Genomic DNA, 16,152 nt, shown 5'->3' on the forward strand with positions numbered 1-16,152 from the left:
CGGCGCCGGCGGTACGGACTCTACGGTAGAAGCATGCCCTCGCGCCGCCGACTCCTGAGCGCGCTGGCCCCGTACCGCTGGGTGCTGGAGCCCGCGCTGGCCGTCGCGCTGTTCGGGGCGTGGTTCGTCACGGGGCTGCCGTTCGAGCTCGCCGCGGCGCTCGCGCTCGTGTTCTACTGCGGTGCGGTCGCGCTGTCGCGCATCCTGCCCGCGGTGTCGCTCGCACTGGTGTGGGTGGCGGTGCTGCTGGAGCTGACCGAGCAGGAGTCGGCGCATGGCGCGTTCCGGGTGATCGCGGCGATCGCCGTGGTCGCCGCGCTGGTCGGGGTCGCCGCGCACGGCGGGCGCGTGCTGCGGTGGGTCGACTTCGGCTCGGCCATCCTGCTCGCGCCGGCGATGGCGTACCTGTTCACGGTGCGCGGCGAGCTGAAGTTCCCGCAGTTCGGTCCCGTGATCGGCGGCTATTACACCAGCCAGGGGGTCGGCTTCCTGCTGATGAGCCTGCTGCTCGCGGTGATCTTCGTCGCCGGCTGGCTGCTCGGGTTCCTCGTCGCGCGTCAGCGTGCCGCGCAGGCCGGTCAGGGTTCCCACGGCTCGTCGGTGCTCGTCTGGCTGGCGTCGAGCGGAGGGGCGGAGGTCGCCGAGGACGACCCGGACCGCGCCCAGCTGGTGCGGCGGCTGACCCGGACCCAGCTGACGGCGGACATCATCGGCGCGGTCGTGTTCGAGGTGTTCTGCCTGGTCGTCGGGGAGCAGGACCGCACCGCGTTCGTCGTGATCACCGTGTTCGCGGTCGCCGTCGCCCTGCGCCGCATGTCGCCCGCGGTCGCGCTCTCCCTGGCGTGGCTCGCGGCGGTCGTGCAGATGACGAGCGGCCACAGCATCCTTGTCAGCGACCTCGGCGTGCTCATCGTGCTGTACGCGACCGCGGCGTACGGCGACCGCATCGTGCGGGCCGCGGGTCTCATCTCCGCCGGTCTCGGCGCGCTGGTCGCCGCCCTGTATCTAACGGTGACCGCGGCCGTCGCGCAGGGGTACTACGACCTCCTGTCGAGCGCAATCGCGAGCGTCGCGCTGCAGTTCGCGTTCCTCTTCGTAGTGAGCGTGACCGTGCTCGGGCTCTCGTGGGTGCTCGGCCTGCTGGTGCGCACCTGGCGCAACGCCCGGGTGGCGCGCCGCGCCCGGCAGGCGGCAGAGCTCGACCGGGACCGCGCCGTCGAGGATGTCGTGGTCGAGCAGGAGCGCACCCGCATCGCGCGGGACATGCACGACGTGGTCGCCCACTCGCTCGCGGTCGTCATCGCGCAGGCGGACGGTGCGCGCTACGCGCGGCACTCCGACCCGGACGCGGTGGACGAGGCCCTGAGCACCATCGCCTCCACCGCGCGGTCGGCGCTCGGGGACGTCCGCGTGCTGCTCGCCGAGCTGCGGCAGTCGCATCCGGCCGACTCCGCGGGCGGGCCGCCCGGTCACGACGGACCGCAGCCGTCGCTCGCCGACCTCGACCAGACGGTCGAGCACATCCGCTCGGCCGGTCTCGACGTGGCCCTCGAGCGCACGACGACCGGCGAGGCGCTCGGGTCGGCGCAGCAGCTGGCGGCCTTCCGCATCGTGCAGGAGGCGCTCACCAACGCGCTGCGCCACGGCGACACCAGCCGCCCCGCGAGCGTCGTGCTCGCCGACGCCCCGGACGAGCGGGGTCCCGGACTCATCATCACCGTGAGGAACACCATGAGAGACACCACCGTCGAACCGACCGCCACCGGCTCGTTGTCACGCATCGGCCACGGCCTGCCCGGAATGCGCGAACGCGCCTCCCTCGCCGGCGGCTCGCTGACCGCGGGACCGCAGGGGCACGAGTTCGTCGTGTCGGCGTTCCTGCCGGGGGCGGCCGCATGACCGGGACGGGCGTGGGCACGCGCATCCGGGTGCTGCTGGTGGACGACCAGCCGCTGTTCCGCGCCGGGGTGCGGATGCTGCTGGGCTCGCAGGAGGACCTGGAGTTCGCGGGCGAGGCCGGCAACGGTCAGGAGGGCGTGCGGCTCGCGGCCGAGACGCGTCCGGATGTCGTGCTGATGGACATCCGGATGCCCGTCATGGACGGCATCGCGGCGACCAGCGCCATCATCGCCGACGCCGAGCGCGCCGGCCGCACGCCGCCGCGGATCGTCGTGCTCACCACGTTCGACCTCGACGAGGCGGCCGCCCGGGCGATCCGGGGCGGCGCGAGCGGGTTCGTGCTCAAAGACGCGGAGCCGGAGTTCCTGCTCGCCGCCATCCGGACGGTCCACGCAGGCAATGCGGTCATCGCCGCCGGCGCGACCCGGGAGCTGTTCGAGTACTTCTCCTCCGCACAGCCGACGCGGCCGGAGCCGCCGGAGTTCGCGTCCCTCACCTCGCGCGAGCGGGAGATCTTCGTTCTCGCCGCGCGTGGGCTCAGCAACGCGGAGATCGCCGGCTCGGAGTTCCTCAGCGAGGCGACCGTGAAGACGCACATCTCCCGCATCCTCGCCAAGCTGGGGCTGCGCGACCGCGTGCAGATGGTCGTCTACGCCTTCGAGCACGGCCTCACAGCGTCGGAGTAGCGGCGTCGGCGCCCGGGCCGGGTCCACGTCATCCTCCGGGAGGACACAGGATCGGCCCGCCGCCCGATCCGCCGGCGCAGGCCCGCTCCCTAGCGTTGATGGCATGGAGCTGACTCTCACCGGAACGGTGGCGCGCGTCGAAGCGGCCACGAAGACCTACGGCAGTGGAGCCGGGCGCGTGAACGCGCTCGACGACGTCACCATCGGCATCCCCGCCGCCGCCTTCACTGCCATCATGGGCCCGAGCGGTTCGGGCAAGTCCACGCTGATGCACGTGATGGCCGGCCTCGACTCGGTGACGAGCGGTCGCGCGTTCCTCGGCGACACCGAGATCACGGACCTGGGGGATGCGGAGCTGACGTTGCTGCGCCGACGCCGCGTCGGGTTCGTCTTCCAGTCGTTCAATCTGGTTCCCACCCTGGATGTGCGCGGCAACATCCTGCTGCCGTTCGAACTCGACGGGCGGAGGCCCACCCGCAGCCAGATGGAGTGGATCGACCACCTCATCGACACGCTCGGCCTGCGGGGACGGCTGACCCACCGGCCGCACGAGCTCTCCGGCGGCCAGCAGCAGCGCGCCGCGATCGTGCGCGCGCTCGCCACCCGCCCGGACCTCGTGTTCGCCGACGAGCCGACCGGCAACCTCGACTCGCGCACCGGCCGGGAGGTGCTCGGTGTGCTGCAGGAGGCGTCGCGCACCTTCGGCCAGAGCATCGCCATGGTGACGCATGACCCGGTCGCCGCGAGCTTCGCCGACCACATCGTGTTCCTCGCGGACGGCCGCGTCGTCGCCGAACGGTCGGCGTCGAGCGCCGAGGAGATCTCCTCGTTCATGCTCGGGATGGAGACGGGCGCGTGAGCCGGCCCTTCTCCGCCTTCCGGGCGAACGCCCGCGACCACCGCGCCGGCATCCTGGTCGCCGCCCTGAGTGCGGCGTTCGGGGTCGCACTGGTCGGCGGAGTGAACGTGCTCGGCGCGTACATCGGCCGGTCGGCGATGGGGGAGCACGGCAGCGTGCAGCTCGCGATCACCGTGGTGGCCGCCATCTTCTTCGTCGTGGCTGTGTATGTGGGCGCGATCGTCACGACCAACACCTTCGCCACGGTGATCGCCGGGCGCACCCGGACGATCGCCCTGCTGCGGCTGATCGGATCGAGCGCGCGGGCGCAACGCCGCTCCGTCGCCGGCGAGGGGTTGGCCGTCGGCCTCCTGGGGGCCGTCGTCGGCGGGGGTGCGGCCGCCGTGCTGGCGCTCGTGGCCGTGCGCGTACTCGTCCTGACGAGCGTGCTCCCCGACGCTCGCTACCCGGTGCTGTCGTGGACGATGATCCCGCCGGCCGTGATGGTCGTGCTCACCACCTGGCTGGCCTCCTGGGTCGGGAGCCGCCGCGTCCTCACCGTCACGCCCGTCCAGGCGCTGGGCGCCGCGCAGGAGCGACCGGCCGCTGCGGTGCGCAGCCGGGGGCGCCTGACCGTGTCCCTGCTCCTGATCGTCGCGGGCGGCGGGCTGCTCGTCCTCGGCCTCCTGCTCGGGCTCGGTGTGCTCGCCAGGCTCGGCGCGACCCTCGCCGCGCTGTCGCCGTTCGGGGTGCTCGTCGCGATGCTCGGCGGCATCCTCTCGTTCACCGGGATCGTGCTGGCCGCGCCGTTCTTCCTGCCCGGCGTGCTGCGCGTGGTCGGACTCCTCGTCGGGCGCGGCGCTGCAGGCCGACTCGCCGCGGCGAACGCGGTGCGCAACCCCGAGCGCAGCTCGCGCACCGCGATCGGCCTGGTGATCGGCGTCACCCTCATCACGATGTTCGTGGTGGCGGCGTCGAGCTGGCAGCAGCTCATCCGCCAGGCCGCGGCCGCGGAGCCGGGGATGTACGAGGGCGCCGACGGAGTGATCGGCGGAACCCTGGCCGTGTTCACCGTGCTGGTCGGTTTCTCCGCCGTGATCGCCGCGTGCGGAGTCGTCAACACCCTGTCGCTGAGCGTGCTGCAGCGTGCCCGCGAGCTCGGGCTGCTGCGCGCACTCGGCTTCAGCGCCGGGCAGGTGCGACGGATGATCCTGACCGAGAGCGCGCAGCTGACCGTCGCCTCGGTGCTCACCGGGCTGGCGCTCGGCACGCTGTACGGATGGATCGGCGCGCAGTCGCTCCTCGGGATGATCCCCGGCGGCGGTCTGCTCGCGCCCGCGCTCCCGTGGCCGTTCCTGGCCTCCATCGTCGTCGCGGCGGCGGCTCTCGCCGTGCTGGCTGCGCTGGCGCCGACGCGCCGTGCCACCCGGGTGTCGCCCGTGGAGGCGCTGGCCGTCGAGTGACCGCCGCTGAATGTTGGCTGAACTCTCACAGAGCCTCAGCTATCGGTGAACTGGGCACTGAATAATCGAACGCGGCCGTGCCGCCGAGCACCGTATCCACGCCCGCACCGAGAGGACCCGCCCTGAACTGGCTGCTGACCCTGAGGATCGACAAGCCGCCGTTCCTCATCGCGCTCGACGTCCTCGCCGCCGTTCTCGCGCTGTACCTGCTGATCCGGCCCACGTGGAAGCGGACGCTCGCCGGCCTGATCGCCGCTCTGCTGGGTGGGCTCCTCGGGTGGTTCCTGGTCTGGCTGCTGACGGATGCGATGGACCTCTTCGGCGTGGCGCTGACGCCGGTCACCACCCTCTGGACGGCGCTGGGCTTCGGCGGCGTCAGCCTGGCGGTGGCGAACCTGTTCCGCTCGCGCTGGTGGCGCAAGCTCATCGCGATCGTCAGCATCCCGGTCTTCCTGGCCGCGGCGTTCTGCGGGATCAACGTGGACTTCGGCGCCTACCGCAACCTCAACGACGCTCTCGGCGTCGTGCCCTACAAGGCGCTCGACCTGCATTCCGAGCGGGGGGAGGTGGTGGTCGGGACGGACTGGAAGGCCACCGCGGCCGCGGCCGACCCCGGCACGGTGCCGGCGAAGGGCGAGATCGGCACGGTGCGCATCCCGGGCACGGAGTCGCGTTTCCCGGCGCGTAAGGCCGTCGTCTACCTGCCGCCGATCGCGCTCACCGCGAATCCGCCCGCGCTGCCCGTGCTGTACGCGCTCTCCGGACAGCCGGGCGCCCCCGCCGACATGTTCACGGCCGGCGGAGTGGGCACAGCGATGGACCGGTTCGCCGCGGAGCACGGCGGCTACGCCCCGATCGTCGTCGCCGCCGACCAGCTCGGCGGTCCCGGGCGGAACCCGATGTGCGTCGACTCGCGCGATTACGGGAACTCTGCGACGTATCTGCTGGCGGATGTGCGGAATTGGGTGCGTTCGAACCTGCGGGTGAGCGGCGATCCGGCAGGATGGGGGGTGTTCGGCTACTCGCAGGGCGCCACCTGCGCGGTGCAGTTCGCGAGCGGCCGGCCGGACCTGTTCGGTTCGGCGTTGGCCTCGTCGAGCGAGTTGGGTCCGACACTGGGGGACGAGGGACTGACCATCAGCACGGGATTCGGCGGGTCGAAGGCCGCCTACGAGGCGGCGCAGCCCCCGGCGATGATGACGAGGAACGCGCCGTACCGCGACTCGGTGATGGTCTTCGGGGCCGGCCAGGACGACGCGAAGTACAGCGCGTTCGCCCGGACGCTCTACGGCGACGCGGAGCGCGCCGGGGTGCGTGCTCAGCTGCTGAGCTCGCCGGGCACCGCACACGACTGGAAGACCGTCCGGTATGTGCTCGCCCACGGGTTCCCGGCGATCGCCGCTCAGATGGGGCTCGGATCGTGAAACCGGCCGCTCTGCTCACGCGGACCGGCCGGCTGATCGCGCAGCATCCCTTCACGACCGGGTTGACGCTGCTGATCCTGGTGCTGGCCCTGGCGACGGGGCCCCTCCGCGGCCCGCACCGCCCGCTCCGCGGCTGGCTCGGCGCGGGCGCAGTCCAGCTGCTCGACGGGCACTGGTGGTCGCCGTTCACCGCGGTGCTCTTCACCGACGACCTGGTCGAGCTGATCGTCGTGCTCGTGCTGACCGTGGTGCTCGTCGGCGCCTCCGAGCGCCTGATGGGCACCTGGCGCACCGTGCTCGCCTTCTTCGGAACCGCGGTTGTCGGCATCGTGGTCGGCGCCCTGCTGCAGGTCGCCGCCAACGACATCGGCGAGCTGTGGGCGAGGAACGTGCACGGTCTCCTGGTGCTCGACGCGTACACGGCGATCGGCGGGACGATCATGACCGCGAGCGCCTTCGCCGGCACGCTCTGGCGGCGCCGCATCCGCGTGATCACGCTCCTCGTCGCCATCATGTACGTGCTGTACTCCGGACTCCCCTCCGATCTCTACCGCCTGATCGCGGTGCTGACCGGGCTGGCCCTCGGGCCATTGCTGCGCCAGACGAAGATCGCGGGGGACTGGCTGCGCAGCTCCCACCACGAGGTCCGGGTGCTGCTGGCCTCCGCCGTGACCATCACGGCTCTGGGGCCGGTGATCGGCCTCCTGGGCTCGACGCGCTACGGCCTGCTGTCGCCGATCGGCCTCCTGTTCAGCAACGAGGCGCCGAACGCGAGCTCGGTGGTGGAACGCTGCCAGGCGTTCGCCGTCACCCGGCAGTGCGTGCGCGATCTGACCCTGGAGCGGATCAACGGGCTCGGCCCCGTCCTCCTCTCGGTCCTTCCGCTCCTGCTGCTGCTGGTCGCCGCCTACGGTCTCGTGCGCGGGCGCCGGTTCGCCGTCTGGCTCGGCGTCGCGGTGAACGGCCTGCTCGCCCTGCTCTCCGCGCTCTATTACGGCATCCTGCCGATCGCGTCCGCCCGTCCGACGGTGTCGGCGAGGTACTGGGAGATCACGGCGATCCTGGCCCTCTCGACGCTGGTGCCGCTGGCCATGGCCGTGCTGCTGATCGTCTTCCGCCGGCACTTCACCGTGATGCCGTCCGCCCGGGCCGTCCGGCGGTACCTGGTGCTCGTGACGACGACCGGTGTGGCGCTGATCGGTCTGTACGTCCTGGTCGGCTGGTTGCAGAAGGACACCGGGTTCACCCGGCCCATCGACCTCAGCGACCTCTTCGACGACGTCCTCGAACGCTTCGTGCCGGTCAGCTTCCTGCGGCGGGAGCCGGTGCAATACCTGCCGACCACGCCTCTTGCGACGATCGTCTACCACAACATCGGAACGGTGTTCTGGCTGGTCGCGATCGTCGGCGCCATCCCCGCGATGCTCGGCCGCGGGCTCCGGAGACGCGGCACGGGCGAGGCCGCTCACGTCCGCGAGCTGCTGCACCGTGGCGGTGGCGACGCGATCTCCTTCATGGCGACCTGGCCGGGCAGCTCCTACTGGTTCGACCCCATCGGGGGCGGCGCGATCGCGTACCGGGTCGAGGGACGCGTCGCTCTCACCACCGGCGGTCCGTTCGGCGCCCCGGGCCCGCACGACGGGGCCATCCAGGGCTTCGCGCGATTCTGCGACGACAACGGCTGGATCCCCGTGTTCTACAGCGTGGATGCGCACCACACCGGCCTGTTCGAACGCCTCGGCTGGTCGACGATGACGGTCGCGGAGGAGACGGTCATCCTCCCGCAGCTGTGGGCGACGACCGGCAAGAAGTGGCAGGACGTCCGCTCCTCGATCAACCGGGCGGAACGGGCGGGCATCCGCTCGGAATGGACGACCTACGCGGCCCTGAGCCTGTCGGCGGCGGTGCAGCTCTCCGACATCTCGGAGCAGTGGGTGGCCGAGAAGGACCTGCCCGAGATGGGCTTCACCCTCGGCGGGCTCGACGAGCTGCGCGACCCGGAGGTGCGGCTCATGCTCGCCGTCAATGAGGGGGATGGTCCGGAGAACGGCCGCATCGAGGCCGTCACCAGCTGGCTGCCCACCTATCGCAACGGCATCGTGGTGGGATGGACGCTGGACTTCATGCGCCGACGTCCCGACAGCATCAACGGCGTCATGGAGTTCCTGATCGCCGAGGCCGCGACGCGGATGAAGGCGGACGGCATCGAGTTCATGTCGCTCTCCGCCGCCCCGCTCGCCCACACCGCGGCGACGCAGGAGGGGGAGAAGGACACGATGGACCGGCTCCTCGGCTACCTCAGCTCGTCGCTCGAACCGGTGTACGGCTTCCGCTCGCTGTTGAAGTTCAAGCAGAAGTTCCAGCCGGAGCTGCACCCGCTGATCATGGCCTACCCGGACCCGGTCGCACTGCCGGCCATCGGGATCGCCCTGGTCCGCGCCTACCTTCCCGGGCTGTCGGTGCGCCAGGCCGCGACGTTCGTGCGGGGGCGTGGCTGACCCGAAGGTGGTAGTCTCGGTGCTGTGTACGGTCTGCTCCTCCTTAGCTGCCGCGACGAGTCCTAGTTCCGGGCCTCACTCGTCGCGGAGTTCGTCGTCGGCTCTCCAGACACACCGCGAGGAGTAAGAAGACCATGAAGAACACGCAGGCGCCGAGCGCCATGCCGATCCACAAGTACCGTCCCTTCCACGAGCAGATCCGCGTCGACCTGCCCGACCGCACCTGGCCCGCGGCCCGCATCACGCAGGCCCCCCGCTGGTGCGCCGTCGACCTCCGCGACGGCAACCAGGCGCTGATCGACCCGATGAGCCCCGAGCGCAAGCGCATCATGTTCGACCTGCTGGTGCGCATGGGCTACAAGGAGATCGAGGTCGGCTTCCCGTCTGCCAGCCAGACCGACTTCGACTTCGTCCGCAGCCTGATCGAAGAGGACGCGATCCCCGACGACGTCACCATCCAGGTCCTGACGCAGTCGCGCGAGCACCTGATCAAGCGCACCTACGAGTCGCTGGTCGGCGCCAAGCAGGCGATCGTGCACCTCTACAACTCCACCAGCATCCTGCAGCGCGAGGTGGTGTTCCGCACCGACCAGCAGGGCATCATCGACATCGCGCTGAGCGGCGCACGTCTGTGCCGCCGGTTCGAGGAGCTGGTTCCCGGAACGACGATCTACTACGAGTACTCGCCCGAGAGCTACACCGGGACCGAGCTCGAATTCGCCGCCGACATCTGCAACCAGGTGCTCGAGGTGTTCGAGCCGACGCCCGAGCGCAAGGTCATCATCAACCTGCCGGCCACCGTCGAGATGGCGACGCCGAACGTCTACGCCGACTCGATCGAGTGGATGTCGCGCCACCTGAACCACCGCGAGAACGTCATCCTGTCGCTGCACCCGCACAACGACCGTGGGACCGCTGTCGCCGCCGCCGAGCTCGGCTACATGGCCGGCGCCGACCGGATCGAGGGCTGCCTGTTCGGCAACGGCGAGCGCACCGGCAACGTCGACCTGGTCACGCTGGGCGTCAACCTGTTCACGCAGGGCATCGACCCCCAGATCGACTTCAGCGACATCGACCAGATCAAGCGCACGGTCGAGCACTGCAACCAGCTGCCCGTCGGCGAGCGCAGCCCCTGGGGCGGCGACCTCGTCTTCACCGCGTTCAGCGGGTCGCACCAGGACGCCATCAAGAAGGGCTTCGAGGCGATGGAGGCGCGGGCCGAGCGCGAGGGCGTGTCGGTCGACGACCTGGTCTGGGCGGTTCCTTACCTGCCGGTCGACCCGAAGGATCTGGGCCGCAGCTACGAGGCGGTCATCCGCGTCAACTCGCAGTCCGGCAAGGGCGGCGTCGCCTACCTGCTGAAGAACGACCACTCCATCGACCTGCCGCGCAAGCTGCAGATCGAGTTCTCGGGCGTCGTGCAGGCCAAGACGGATGCCGAGGGCGGCGAGGTCACCAGCGACCAGATCTGGGAGATCTTCCAGGACGAGTACCTCCCGGCGCCGACCACCGACCCGGACGCCAAGTGGGGCCGGTTCGAGCTGGGCAGCACCACCACATCGAACGAGACCGGCGACCACGTCGTGCTCACCGTGACGCTGCGCGACGGGGACACCGTGTCGAAGGCCACCGGGGAGGGCAACGGCCCGATCGCGGCGTTCTTCGACATCCTGCACCAGCACGGTGTGGACGCCCACCTCTACGACTACTCGCAGCACACGCTGTCGGCGAGCGAGTCCGCCCTCGCGGCGGCCTACGTCGAGGTGGATGTGGACGGCCAGCGCCGCTGGGGCGTCGGAATCGACGCGGACACGACCACGGCATCCTTCAAGGCGGTCGTCTCCGCCGTCAACCGCGCCGTGCGCGCGGGCGCCGGCCGCTCGGAGGAGCAGCTCGTCGGGGTGTGACCCCGCGCGCTCTCTCTGCGCTACGCTCCGGAACCCGACATTCGTGCCGAATGTCGGGTTCCGTGCGTGCGGGGCGCGCATTCGTGACGAATGCGCGTCTCGGCGCGTGCCGACATTCGTGCCGAATGTCGGGTTCCGTGCGTGCGGGACGCGCATTCGTGACGAATGTGCGTCTCGGCGCGTGCCGACATTCGTCACGAATGTCGCTGCCGGAACGGCGAGACGCTACTCGCCGCGGTCGATACGGTAGCGCGGGATCGCGCCGGTCTCGGTGCGCTCGTCGGTCTGCGCGGCGCTCTGGCGGCGAGTGAAGCGCGGCCAGCGCATCCGAGGGAGGCGGCCGAGCTCGCGCTGTTCCGGCAGGCTCCAGCCGAAGCGCACGGCGAGCAGCCGGATGACGAGGGTCACGACGACGCACACCACCGCAGCCGGGATGAGCGGGACGCCGAGGTCCACCATGACGACCAGCACGATCGTCCCCGCACCGGCGGCGACCGCGTAGAGGGAGCCGACGTGCATGAGGGCGATCGGCAGGTTGAGCAGCATGTCGCGGAGGATCGAGCCTCCCACGGCCGACACCACGCCAACGAACACGGCCGGCACCTCCGGCAGCCCGAGCGCGAGCGCCTTCGTGGCACCGATCGCACCGAACAGGCCGATCGTCAGAGCGTCGAGGAACGTGATGATCGGGTCGAGCCGGCGGAACAGCCGCACCAGCAGCATCCCGAGCAGCGCCGCGACCACGGTGATCGGCAGGTACCAGTTCGACTGCAGCGCCACCGGCGTCACGTTCAACAGGATGTCGCGCAGCAGGCCGCCGCCGACGCCGGTGGCGACGCCGATGATCGCGACGCCGAGCAGGTCGAGCCGGCGGTCGCGGAAGCCGGAGGCGAACATCGCGCCCTGAAGGCTGCCCACGCCGACGGCGAGGAGGTCGCCCCACAGTGGGATGGCCAATGCGCCGATGTTGAGGGCGGTCGTGCTCACCCGTCATGTGTACCATGCGCGCGGTGGAGCTCATGGGCAGCGCGGAGCGATGCCGCGACCCCAGCGCCGCGGGAGCCCGCGCCCGAGGTCAGAAGCTGCGACCGAGGTCACAGCGGACGGCCGCGCGTCCGCCGCGCTGTCAGCCGCAGGCGCGATACTGGAGTGTGCCTGTCTATCGTGATGAAGCCGTCGTGCTCCGCACCCACAAGCTGGGGGAAGCCGACCGCATCGTCACCATGCTCAGCCGCCAGCACGGCAAGATCCGCGCGGTGGCGAAGGGCGTGCGGCGCACGGCGTCCCGGTTCGGCTCTCGGCTGGAGCCGTTCATGGTCGCGGACGTGCAGCTGTACGAAGGCCGCAGCCTCGACACGATCACGCAGGCCGAGACGCTCGGGGCGTACGGCGCCCTGATCGCGGACGACTACGCCAGCTACACCGCCGCGAACGCGATGGTGGAGGCGGCCGACCGGCTCACGGATGCCGAGGCGTCGCTGCAGCAGTACCTCCTCCTCGTCGGCGCGTTGCGCTCCCTCTCCCGGCGCGAGCACGGACCGGGCCTGACGCTCGACTCCTACCTGCTGCGCGCTCTCTCCTTGGCGGGCTGGGCGCCGAGCTTCCAGGACTGCTCGCGCTGCGGCGCGCCGGGCCCGCACACCGCGGTCGTGGTCCAGCTCGGCGGCGTGGTGTGCCCCGACTGCGCCCCGCAGGGTGCGCCGAGGGTCGACCCGGAGACGATCGCCCTGCTCGGCGCGCTGCTGGCCGGAGACTGGGAGGCGGCGGAGGCCGCGTCCGAGACGACGCAGGGGCGCGCCAACGGCGTGGTCGCCGCGTACACGCAATGGCACCTCGAGCGCGGGCTGCGGTCGCTCCAGCACGTGCAGCACGACCGGGATCGCCCGGTCGCGCAGGCGGCCCGTGTCGCCGGCGCCGCGTCCACGGATGCCGTCCCCACCGACCTCGGTAGCGCCGACCTCGGTACCGCCGACCCCGTCCCCACCGACCAGAAGGCGAGTGGATGAGTCCCAAGCCGTACACGCACAAGGATGCGGTCGAGTACCGCCCGCTCGACTGGACCGGGGTGCACCCGCCCGCGTTCCCAGCGGGCGGCGTCCCGGAGCATGTCGCCATCGTCATGGATGGCAACGGTCGCTGGGCGAACCGCCGGGGCCTGACCCGGATCGAAGGTCACCGCGCGGGAGAGGCGGCGCTCCTCGATGTCGTCGCCGGCGCCATCCAGGCCGGGGTGAAGCATCTCAGCGTGTACGCCTTCTCGACCGAGAACTGGAAGCGGTCGCCCGAGGAGGTGCGGTTCCTGATGGGCTTCAACCGCGACGTGCTGCACCGGCGACGCGACCAGCTCAACGAGTGGGGCGTGCGCGTCCGCTGGGCCGGGCGCAAGCCGCGGCTGTGGTCCTCCGTCATCAAGGAGTTGCAGTACGCCGAGCAGCTGACCGCCGGGAACGACGTGCTCACCCTGACGATGTGCGTCAACTACGGCGGACGGACGGAGATCGCTGACGCCGTGCGCTCCATCGCCGACGATGTCGCGGCCGGGAGGCTGCGGCCGTCCGCCGTGAATGAGAAGACCATCCAGCGTCACCTCTACCTGCCCGACATGCCGGACGTCGATCTCTTCGTGCGGAGTTCGGGCGAGCAGCGCACCAGCAACTTCCTGCTCTGGCAGAGCGCCTACGCCGAGATGGTATTCCTCGACACGCTGTGGCCCGACTTCAGCCGCACGGACCTGTGGGATGCGATCGAGCTGTACATGAGCCGCAACCGCCGGTTCGGGGGAGCGGTGGATGCGCCCAGCGCGGGAACGGCGGGCGCGGCGTCCTGAGCCCTGCGCTCTTCTCGGCGCTCCAGGAATAGGTGCAGTACTGCAGCGTTGTCCTCAGCGTGAGCGAACCCATCAAGATCGACATCTGGTCCGACATCGCCTGCCCGTGGTGCTACATCGGCAAGCGCAAGTTCGAGGCGGGCAGCGGCCTGTTCTCCGGGGCCGGTGAGGGCCGCGCCGTAGAGGTCGAATACCACTCGTTCGAGCTGTCGCCGGACACGCCGGTCGACTTCGAGGGCAGCGAGATCGACTTCCTCGCAGGCCACAAGGGTCTCCCCGCCGGCCAGGTGGAGCAGATGCTGGAGCGTGTCGAGGGCATCGCCTCCTCCGTCGGTCTCGACTACGACTTCGACAACCTCAAGCACACCAACACCGTCAAGGCGCACGAGCTGCTCCACTTCGCCAAGGAGCGGGGCGTGCAGCTCGAACTGGCCGAGCGACTGTTCCGCGCGTACTTCGTGGAGGGACGCCACGTCGGTCGCGTCGAGGACCTCGCCGACCTCGCAGCCGAAGTCGGCCTCGACCGCGCCCAGGCGCTCGAGGCGCTCGAGTCGTCGCGCTTCGAGCCCGCCGTGCGGGCCGACCAGGCGACCGCGGCCGAGTACGGCATCAACGGCATCCCCTTCTTCGTGATCGACGGTCGCTACGGCGTCTCCGGTGCCCAGGACGCCCAGACCTTCGCGCAGGTCCTCGAGCAGGTCTGGTCGGAGCGCGCGACGGTGACCGCGTGAGCGGCGCTGCGCAGGGCACCGCGTTAGAGACGGCTGCGAGGGGCGCGGCTGCGTCCGACGCGGCTGCCAGGGGCGCGGCCGCGGCCGACGCGGCTGCGAGGGACGCAGCTGCGTCCGTGACTGCAGCGGCGCCGGCCGGCCCGCCTGCGGCGGCCGCTCCCGCCGTGCGCCCGTCCCTGATCCCGCTGGGCGGCCCCGGAGCCGCTTGCGAGGGCGACACCTGCGCCATCCCGTGATCGAAGGGTCGCAACACGCCGTTATCGCCCGCGCATAACGGCGTGTTGCGACCCTTTGTTGCGCTCAGCGCGCGGTGAGCGCACGGCGGACGCGGTCGACGGCCTCGCGGGCGTGGTCGGTCATGTGCGAGCGGTTGAGGCGGATCACCCGCCAGCCGGCGGACTCGATCCGCCACAGCCGGTCGCCGTCGATGCGGTACTGGCGATCGTCGGTGCGGTGGTGGTCGCCGTCGTACTCGATGGCGACGCGGAGGTGCGGATAGGCGAGGTCGAGGTGAGCCGAACGTCCACCCCCGAGGTCGATCAGACGGTTGACCTGGGGTTCCGGCAGACCGGCTCGCACGAGCGCGAGGCGGACCTTCGTCTCCATCGGGGAGTCGGTGCGGGCCCTCACCAGCGTCGTCGCCTCACGGAGCATCCGGATGCCGGGACGTCCCGATGCCTCGGCGACGGCGGTCTGGAGTTGCTGCACGGTCGCCAGCGGGGCCTGACGTCGAACGAGCGCATCCCCGACCTCGACGAGTGCATCCACCGGGAGGAGCGCCGCCAGTTCGCAATAGACCTCGACAGGCGGAGGCACGGGGAGTCCGCGGATCGACCCGACGAGCGCGGGATCGAGTTGCAGCCGGTGGCCGACGGTCCCTTTCGCCCGGGGCGCCCGTCTCGGGTGGATGACGGAGACGTGGAGTTCGTCGCCGTGCATGCTGGGAAGCGGTAACCCGTACAGTTCGGCCGCGGTGAGATGGCTGAAGAACGCCCCGTGCGGCAGCACCGCGGCGTAGGCCCGGCAGCGCGCCTCGGTCGAGGCGGGCGGGGCGGCGCCGGCCTGCCGGACGCCGTGGAACGGCGCGACGAGGTCGCCGCGACGCAGACGGGAGGACGGGACGCCCGCTCGCCGGGCGGCCGCCGTGGAGAACGGGGCGGCCGCGACGCTCGCGGGGAGGGTGGCAGGTCGACGCATCCCGTCACCTTGCCGCATCCGGCGCCGGCTCGCGCCGGTTATCCACAGGCCCGCTATCGAGGGGGGGCAACACGCCGTTATCGCACGCGCATAACGGCGTGTTGCGACCCCTCGATAGGAAGGGCGCAAGGGAGGAAGGGCGCCAGCCGCGCCGCGGCCGCTACTCGGGGTCGGTGATGTCGGCGACCGTGGCGCCGAAGGCGGCGATCAGGGCGTCCGCGTCGACGTACAGCGAATAGCCGTGCTCGCCGGCTCCCATCGAGACCGTGCGTCCGGGGATCGTCGCGTCGGCGACGACCGGCCACGCCGTCGTGCTGCCGAACGGGGTGATGGTCCCGCGCTCGTAACCGGTCGCGGCGAGGGCCACGCTCGCGTCGGGCAGCTGCAGCTTGTTGACGCCGAGCACCGAGCGCAGCTTCGGCCAGGCGATCTTCCGGCCGCCGGGCACGAGCGCGAAGACGAACGTGTCGTCGCTGCGCTTCACCACGAGCGTCTTGACGATGTCTCCGGGCTGGATGCCGAGCAGCTCGGCGGCCTCGTGGAGGCTGCGGGCGGCGGGCCGTTCGACGATCCGGATCTCGACGCCACGGGCCGCAGCATCCGCCGCAACGCGCTGCCGTCCTTCGTCAACAGGACCGCCGTCGGGGGAGTACTCCACGGATTCCGGGCTCTCGGCCATAGC

General features: G+C 71.1%; 13 protein-coding genes. 10 read left to right on the plus strand and 3 right to left on the minus strand.

What is annotated here, in order from left to right; translation table 11 throughout:
• Positions 1–33: 33 nt before the first annotated feature.
• From ACR9Y5_RS09655 to leuA, 7 genes are all read left to right on the plus strand, one after another.
• Positions 34–1,899 (plus strand): sensor histidine kinase, encoded by a 1,866-nt coding sequence (locus ACR9Y5_RS09655; RefSeq protein ID WP_481297759.1) that lies wholly within the window; start codon positions 34–36, stop codon positions 1,897–1,899.
• Positions 1,896–2,585: a response regulator gene (locus ACR9Y5_RS09660; protein ID WP_481297760.1), complete on the plus strand. Its 690-nt coding sequence runs from the start codon at positions 1,896–1,898 to the stop codon at positions 2,583–2,585. Before ACR9Y5_RS09655 ends, ACR9Y5_RS09660 begins: the two co-directional genes overlap by 4 nt.
• A 103-nt stretch (positions 2,586–2,688) precedes the next feature.
• Complete coding sequence (locus tag ACR9Y5_RS09665; RefSeq protein ID WP_481297761.1) at positions 2,689–3,444, plus strand: ABC transporter ATP-binding protein; 756 nt, start codon at positions 2,689–2,691, stop codon at positions 3,442–3,444.
• Entirely contained in the window at positions 3,441–4,886 is a 1,446-nt protein-coding gene (locus tag ACR9Y5_RS09670) for an ABC transporter permease (RefSeq protein WP_481297762.1), read from the plus strand. Before ACR9Y5_RS09665 ends, ACR9Y5_RS09670 begins: the two co-directional genes overlap by 4 nt.
• Positions 4,887–4,963: 77 nt before the next feature.
• Positions 4,964–6,310, plus strand: a complete 1,347-nt coding sequence (locus ACR9Y5_RS09675) for an alpha/beta hydrolase (RefSeq protein WP_481297763.1) — start codon at positions 4,964–4,966, stop codon at positions 6,308–6,310.
• On the plus strand, positions 6,307–8,808 hold the full coding sequence (locus tag ACR9Y5_RS09680; RefSeq protein ID WP_481297764.1) for a bifunctional lysylphosphatidylglycerol flippase/synthetase MprF: 2,502 nt from the start codon (positions 6,307–6,309) through the stop codon (positions 8,806–8,808). Before ACR9Y5_RS09675 ends, ACR9Y5_RS09680 begins: the two co-directional genes overlap by 4 nt.
• Positions 8,809–8,942: 134 nt before the next feature.
• Entirely contained in the window at positions 8,943–10,715 is a 1,773-nt protein-coding gene (leuA, locus tag ACR9Y5_RS09685) for a 2-isopropylmalate synthase (RefSeq protein WP_481297765.1), read from the plus strand.
• A gap of 225 nt (positions 10,716–10,940) precedes the next feature.
• On the opposite strand, the gene ACR9Y5_RS09690 is transcribed toward leuA, so the two are convergent.
• Positions 10,941–11,702, minus strand: coding sequence for a trimeric intracellular cation channel family protein (locus ACR9Y5_RS09690; protein ID WP_481297766.1), 762 nt, complete (start codon positions 11,700–11,702; stop codon positions 10,941–10,943).
• 164 nt (positions 11,703–11,866) lie between these two features.
• On the opposite strand from ACR9Y5_RS09690, the gene recO reads away from it, so the two are divergent.
• The 3 genes from recO to ACR9Y5_RS09705 are packed head-to-tail and all read left to right on the plus strand — an operon-like array spanning position 11,867 to position 14,273.
• Positions 11,867–12,721: a DNA repair protein RecO gene (gene recO, locus ACR9Y5_RS09695; protein ID WP_481297767.1), complete on the plus strand. Its 855-nt coding sequence runs from the start codon at positions 11,867–11,869 to the stop codon at positions 12,719–12,721.
• Positions 12,718–13,542 carry an isoprenyl transferase gene (locus ACR9Y5_RS09700; protein ID WP_481297768.1) on the plus strand — a complete coding sequence of 275 codons (825 nt, stop codon included), beginning with the start codon at positions 12,718–12,720 and terminating at the stop codon, positions 13,540–13,542. Before recO ends, ACR9Y5_RS09700 begins: the two co-directional genes overlap by 4 nt.
• A 59-nt stretch (positions 13,543–13,601) precedes the next feature.
• The gene (locus ACR9Y5_RS09705; protein ID WP_481297769.1) at positions 13,602–14,273 is read left to right on the plus strand and encodes a DsbA family oxidoreductase; all 672 of its coding nucleotides are present in this window, start codon (positions 13,602–13,604) and stop codon (positions 14,271–14,273) included.
• A 300-nt stretch (positions 14,274–14,573) separates the two neighbouring features.
• On the opposite strand, the gene ACR9Y5_RS09710 is transcribed toward ACR9Y5_RS09705, so the two are convergent.
• Positions 14,574–15,470 carry an endonuclease domain-containing protein gene (locus ACR9Y5_RS09710; RefSeq protein ID WP_481297770.1) on the minus strand — a complete coding sequence of 299 codons (897 nt, stop codon included), beginning with the start codon at positions 15,468–15,470 and terminating at the stop codon, positions 14,574–14,576.
• A gap of 160 nt (positions 15,471–15,630) precedes the next feature.
• Positions 15,631–16,149 (minus strand): aminoacyl-tRNA deacylase, encoded by a 519-nt coding sequence (locus tag ACR9Y5_RS09715; RefSeq protein WP_310129191.1) that lies wholly within the window; start codon positions 16,147–16,149, stop codon positions 15,631–15,633.
• Positions 16,150–16,152: the final 3 nt, after the last annotated feature.

This window comes from Leifsonia sp. KNZ13-11D (assembly GCF_056754895.1).